This is a genomic window from Novosphingobium sp. B-7 (assembly GCF_000410615.1).
In the GTDB taxonomy this organism is placed as follows: domain Bacteria; phylum Pseudomonadota; class Alphaproteobacteria; order Sphingomonadales; family Sphingomonadaceae; genus Novosphingobium; species Novosphingobium capsulatum.
Genome location: NZ_APCQ01000012.1, coordinates 1 through 5,678 on the forward strand (window position 1 = coordinate 1; position 5,678 = coordinate 5,678).

The window sequence follows — 5,678 nt, forward strand, 5'->3', positions numbered from 1 at the left end:
ACGCGCGCGATAATCGCCGATCGCGGGCAATGCCTGCAAGGCATGCAGCGCCGATCCATCGGGATCGGCAAAATCGAACATATCGACCAGATCGCCGGTCACCGCACGGCGCCAGGACGAAATGTTGGGCTCCATCACGCCAAAGCGCCGCTCCAGGAAGCGGATGACCGAAGTGTGGTCGTTGACGCCGGAATGGACAAAGCCACCGCGCGTCCAGGGCGAAACGATCATCAGCGGCACGCGAATGCCCAGGCCCACCGGCTCGCCCTTGTAGGCCTCGCCATGCGTGTCCACGCTGCTCAGGCCCTGAGCACGGTTCACCGCCGGCACCGGGCCGGGGACATGGTCGAAAAAGCCATCGTTTTCATCATAGTTGATGATCAGCGCGGTCTTCGCCCAGACCTTGGGATTGGCCACCAGCGCTTCGATCAGGCGCGCGGTCAGGCTTTCGCCGAAGGCCGGCGTCGCCTCGGGATGCTCGGAATAGCGCGCCGGCGCCACGATCCATGAAACCTGCGGCAGGGTATCGGCGGCCACGTCCTTGGCAAAGGCAGAGACCAGATATTGCGCCTGCGAGGTTTCGGCCGTTTCTGCGCTCGATCCCGCCACCCACGCCCGCCCGCGCCGATAGAGCGACGACGCACGATCGAGCCCGCGGAAATTGGCGAAGTACGGCAGCGAGTTGTCGCCGAAATTCTCGTATTCCTGATAGACCTGCCAGCTTACCCCGGCCTGTTCCAGCCGCTCGGCATAAGTCGTCCAGCGGGCCGCGCCGGGGAAATCGGCCTTGTCGCGCGCCATGTCGGCCGTCCAGTTGCCATCGTCGGCATTGTCCACCGCCTGGGCGCGATCGTCGCCTGCGCTCAGCCCGCTGGTGCCGGAAAACAGGAACATGCGGTTGGGATTGGTCGGCCCGTGGATCGAGCAGAAATACTGATCGTTGATGGTAAAGGCATCGGCCAGCGCGTGATAGAACGGGATGTCCTCGCGCACGAAATGGCCCATCGATTGCGGCGTCTTGTGCTTGATCCAGCTGTCGTATTCCGCCCAACCGGCAAAGGCGCCCTTCCAGCTGTGGTCCAGGCTCTTGAGGCCCTGGGCATTGCTGATCCGGCCATCCATGCGAAACGGCAGCACCACGCCCTGGCGATCGGGCGTGGGTTGGTGAAACACGCTTTGCCCATTGCGCAGCAGCAGCGGGCGCGGATCGCCATAGCCGCGCACCCCGCGCAGGGTGCCGTAATAGTGATCGAACGAACGGTTTTCCTGCATCAGGATCACCACATGTTCGACATCGGACAGCGTGCCGGTGCGCCGTGCCGCCGGCAGCGCCAGAGCCGTGGCGATCGATTGCGGCAAGGTTCCGGCCGCCCCGGCCGCCGCCACCGCTTTCAGGAAACTGCGGCGCGCCGGCCGATACGTCATCATACTTGCCTCAATAAACAGGCGGATGCCGGCGCTGCGCTCGCCGGCATCCGTACTCTGTCAAAACCGCTTGCGCAGCGTGATCGAGGCCTGGCGCGGCGCCCCCACCAGCATCGACTGCAGCGTACCACCGGGGTCGGTGAAGGCCAGACCGTTCTCACCGAGCGTCGCGATATACTTCTTGTCGAACAGATTTGTGACGTTCCCCTGGATTTCCAAATTATGCAGCGGGCCGTCGGCGGCATCGAAGTGATAGCCCAGCGAGACATCGACCAGCACGCGGCCGGGCACGCTGGCATCGTTGGTATAGGTGTAATAGCGCTTGGACTGGTAATTGGCGCCGATCCGGCCGCTGATCACGCCATCGTCATAGGCGATTTCGGCGTTGGCAAGATGCGCCGGAACCGTCGCCACCTGCTTGTTCTTGGTGGGGTAGAGCACGCCGCTGAGCACGTCGTCGTCATACCGCGCATCGGTATAGGAATACGAGCCATAGAGCGACAGCGCCCGGGTCAGGTGATAGGTGCCGGCCAGTTCCACCCCGTTGGTGGTGACCGAACCCACGTTGGACAGCACCGTGGCGCAGCCCACGATGATGGCGCAGGGCTGCACCGAAAGCAGCCGGTTCTCGAACTTGACGTGATAGCCCGCGATCGAGCCTTCGAAGTGGTCGAGATGGAAGCGCAGGCCGCCTTCCACCGTCTTCGAGGTTTCCGGCTTGATCGTGTTCTTGATGGCCTGGAAACCGGCCTGGTTCGTCATGAACGGATCGGTGGTAAAGGCGCGCATGTTCTCGGCATAGCTGAGGAACGCCTCGACCTGGGGATTGAACGTATAGTTCACGCCCGCCTGCGGCAGGAACAGGTCACGCGCCTTGAGCCGGCCCGAGGTATCGCGCGCGGCGGCGCTGGATTGGCTGGCGGGATCGTACTTGTTGTCGACGATCACACTGAGGCCCTTGAAGCCGGCGTTGATCTTGAGGCTGTCGGTGGCCTGGAACGTATCCTGGACAAAGAACTGCGCGGTGGTGATTTTGAAGTTGTACTTATACTGCGTGTAGAACGGATTTTGCGGCCACTCGCGGTTGTCGATGCTCGACGTGGTCGAATCCGCCAGCGGGAAGAACTGCCGCGCCGTGGTATACTTGTTGGATTCGTACCAACCGCCCAGCTCCAGTTCGTTGGTGCCGATCTTGTAGGTCAGCGCACCGGTCAGGCCGCCACGCGCAATCTTGTACGAGGTGGAGCGGATCGACAGCGCCGCGCCGCCCGGCGTTGGGGTATAGGGCGTCCACCAGGTGCCGATGCCTTTGTTATGGTGATAATAGGGCGAAATGCGCAGCGACAGGCCACTGCCAAGGTCCGCCGTCAGGCTGGCGCCAGCCAGGAAGTCCTTACGCAGGCCATAGCCGTTGTAATAGGTATCATCGGCGCAGATCGTCTGGCTGTATCCGGCGTAATTGGCGCAATATTTGGAATAGTTGACCAGATCCGATTGCAGGTTCTTGGCAATCGCCAGAGCGGTCTTGTAATCGTTGCGGATATAATCCCAGTTCCAGCCGTATTTCTGGATCAAGGCCGGCGACATATCCATGTAGTCGTCGTCCTTGAAATCGGAATAGTTGGCAAAGGCCGTCAGCTTGGCACTGGTGCCCAGCGGCACCACGATCTTGCTGTTGACCGACCAGGCCTGCTGCTTGCCTTCGCCCTTCCACTTGGGCGCATCGAGCCACGATCCGCTGACATAGGCCTTGACCCCGCCGCCCAGATCGCCGGTGTTGAGCCGGCCGAACAGGCGATAGGCATTTTCGCTGCCATAGCTGGCCTGGGTATCGACGCCGAAATCGTCGGTCGGCGTCTGGCTGAAGAATTGCACGGTGCCGCCCAGGTTGGAACTCGACGGCGTATCGAGCGCGCCCGAACCCTGCGCCAGGGTGGAACTGCCGATGTTTTCCGAGGCGATCGCGCGGCTGATGTGCAGGCCGTTGAAATTGCCATAGCTCATGTCGCCCAGCGGCACGCCATCGAGCGTGAAGCCAAGCTGGTTCTGGCTGAAGCTGCGCACCGAAAAGCGCGTGGACCATTCGTTGGTACCCAGCGCATTGGCCGATTGCACCGAAACGCTGGGCAGCTTTTCCAGCACCTTGAGCGGGCTGGTACCGGGCGTGGCGGCCTTGATATCAACCGCGGTAACGGTCTGGACCTGGCGGGTTTCGCCACGGCCATAGACAACGATGGGACTGCCTTCGTCATCGCCCCCGGCAGCAGACGCCGGCGTTGCCGCATCGGGTGCTGATTGCGCGAGGACGGGTGAAGCGGCGCCGGCGAGCGCAAGCAGAGCAACGCCGGATAGATGCTTATAACGCATATGAATTCCCCCATGTGTTGTACTGAATGATCACGGGAACGCGGGCGTTATGCGCTTGTGCGGACTCACCGGATCAATTCAGCCAGGTCCTCCTGTCAAAAAAGTTATGCAAAGCGCAACTTATGGTCAACAAACGCTTTGCTTATGCTGCGGCACCTCCATCTGTTGCGTTGCCGAAACGTTTCTGCACAAGACGAGATAGGCCAGCGCCGAGACCGGCAAGCCGATCAGCATCGAGATGTCTGCCCCGCCCAGGGCGCGCGCCACGGGCCCGGTAAAAACATGCGTGCTGAAGAATGGCACCATGGCCAGGAACCCGGCCAGATACGCCAACAACCCGCGCGCATTCCACCGGCCATAGATGCCGTCTGGATCAAATATCGCCGCTATCGAATAATGTCCTTTGCGCACGATATAGAAATCAACAAGGTTTATCGCCGTCCATGGCGTGAAGATATACAACAGCACCGAAAGCAGAAGTTCGTAATCGTGCATGAAATCCTTCGACGCGGAAAACGATAGCGCCGAGGCCAGCACGGTCACGATCACCAACGAGACCACGCGTTCGCGGACCGTGCTGCGCAGGGTCATGAAGGAATCCGCAATCGACAGCAGCGTCAGTGACGCGCCGTAGAAATTGAGCGAGGTGGCCGTGATCAGCCCGGCAAAGGCGACGACCAGCAGCACCATGCCGAACCCGGGCACGATCTGGTCACCCACCATGCGTGCAGCCGCGATCACGCCATCCTGCGGCAGCGCGGCGGCAGCGATCGCGCCCACTGCCATCATCCACACCCCGCCCAGCATGGCACCGCCAAAGGTCCACCAGAACGCCGCGCGCACGCCTACTTCGGGTGGAAGATAGCGCGAATAATCAGAAACATAGATCGACCAGCTGAGCTGATAGGCGGCCGCGGCAAAGAACTGCAGCAGGAACGGGATCATCACGAAGCGATGCGGATCGAACTGCCCGGCGGGCAGTGGCACCAGCCAGGCTGCGCCGGCGGTAAACACCGCCAGGATCGCGATCAGGGCAAAGGCCAGCGTGCGCTGCGCCCGGTGGATCAGGTCATAGCCGATCAGCGCCACGCCCATCGCCAGAATGGTGAAAACCGCCATCGTCGGCCGGGCCGGCAGGCCGGCCAGTTCCTGCACCGTCTGCGCCGCCAGCACCTGGTTGAACGCGTTGTAGCCCACGTAGGTGATCAGCGCGACCACCCACACCAGCAGCGCCCCGCGATAGCCAAACTGCGGGCGCGACTGGATCATCTGCGGCAGGCCCAGTTGCGGCCCCTGCGCCGCATGAAACGCCATGAAGAACGTGCCCAGCGCGCAGCCGCCCACGATCGCCACCAGCGACCAGAACAGGTTGAGCCCCATGGCAATGCCCAGCGCGCCGGTGGCCAGCGTGGCCAGGTGCGCATCGCCGGCAAACCACACCGGCCATAGATGCCAGACTTTGCCGTGCCGCTCGGCCAGCGGCACGAAATCGATCGAATGCGCCTCTATCCGCGAGCGCGTAACCGGTTGGCTGGACATGGCCCATTTCCCCCGTCTTGGCGGGTCGTGCCTGTGCACGCCCGTGTGTACACGCGATGCTGGGGGGCTTGGCCGGGGGCCGCAAGGGGGGAAATGCGCAAGGCTCAATCGGCGGTGGTGGCGCGGGCAAAGCGAGTGCCGCGACGGGCGGCGGTGGCGGTGATGCCAAACGCGCGGCGCAGATCGCGGGTCAGCGCCGATGCCGAATCAAAGCCCGTGGCCAGCGCCACGTCGAGCACGCGCATGTCGGTGGTTTCGAGCAGCCCCCGCGCCCGTCCCAGCCGCAGCCGGCGATAGTGGCGCTGCGGCGAAACGCCCAGATGCGCCAGGAACAGCCGCTCCAGCCG

4 protein-coding genes are annotated in these 5,678 nt (G+C 62.8%); all 4 read right to left on the reverse strand.

All coding sequences use genetic code 11. The features are described 5' to 3' along the window. On the reverse strand, positions 1-1,428 hold a 1,428-nt coding region (locus H926_RS0100095), incomplete at its 3' end, for a phosphocholine-specific phospholipase C (RefSeq protein ID WP_022674480.1). A gap of 57 nt (positions 1,429-1,485) precedes the next feature. Continuing rightward, positions 1,486-3,792 (reverse strand): TonB-dependent receptor, encoded by a 2,307-nt coding sequence (locus H926_RS0100100; protein ID WP_022674481.1) that lies wholly within the window; start codon positions 3,790-3,792, stop codon positions 1,486-1,488. Positions 3,793-3,918: 126 nt separating this feature from the next. Next, a complete protein-coding gene (locus tag H926_RS0100105; protein WP_022674482.1) occupies positions 3,919-5,331 on the reverse strand; it encodes a cytosine permease in 1,413 nt (470 codons plus the stop codon). A 104-nt stretch (positions 5,332-5,435) separates the two neighbouring features. Then, the coding region (locus H926_RS0100110; protein WP_028657367.1) for a helix-turn-helix domain-containing protein at positions 5,436-5,678 on the reverse strand (243 nt) is incomplete at its 5' end.